Source organism: Rubrivivax albus, assembly GCF_004016515.1.
In the GTDB taxonomy this organism is placed as follows: Bacteria; Pseudomonadota; Gammaproteobacteria; order Burkholderiales; family Burkholderiaceae_C; genus Rubrivivax; species Rubrivivax albus.
Genome location: NZ_SACT01000072.1, coordinates 1 through 255, shown reverse-complemented (window position 1 = coordinate 255; position 255 = coordinate 1). Strand labels below are relative to the sequence as shown.

The 255-nt window shown below is 66.7% G+C and carries 1 protein-coding gene; it reads right to left on the bottom strand.

Annotated elements, in window-relative coordinates:
- On the bottom strand, positions 1-254 hold a 254-nt coding region (gene rsfS, locus ENE75_RS24785; RefSeq protein ID WP_128201781.1), incomplete at its 3' end, for a ribosome silencing factor.
- Position 255: the final 1 nt, after the last annotated feature.

Below are 255 nucleotides of genomic sequence, written 5' to 3'. Positions count from 1 at the left end.
GCGGCACCGCAGTCGACGATGATCCATTCGCCGCTGGCCTCGCCCTCGGTGCGCAGCACCTGCATGCCACGTTGCTTGACGCTGTCGCGCACGCTGGCGGCCAGCGCCTTCGTCTGGCGGTTGCTGGGGCCGGTGGCCACGATCACGCGCTCGAACAGCGGCGACAGGTGCTCGGTGTTGAAGACGACGATGTCCTTGGCCTTGACGTCTTCGAGCCCGTCTACGATGGCGCGCTGCAGCTTGCGGATGTCCATT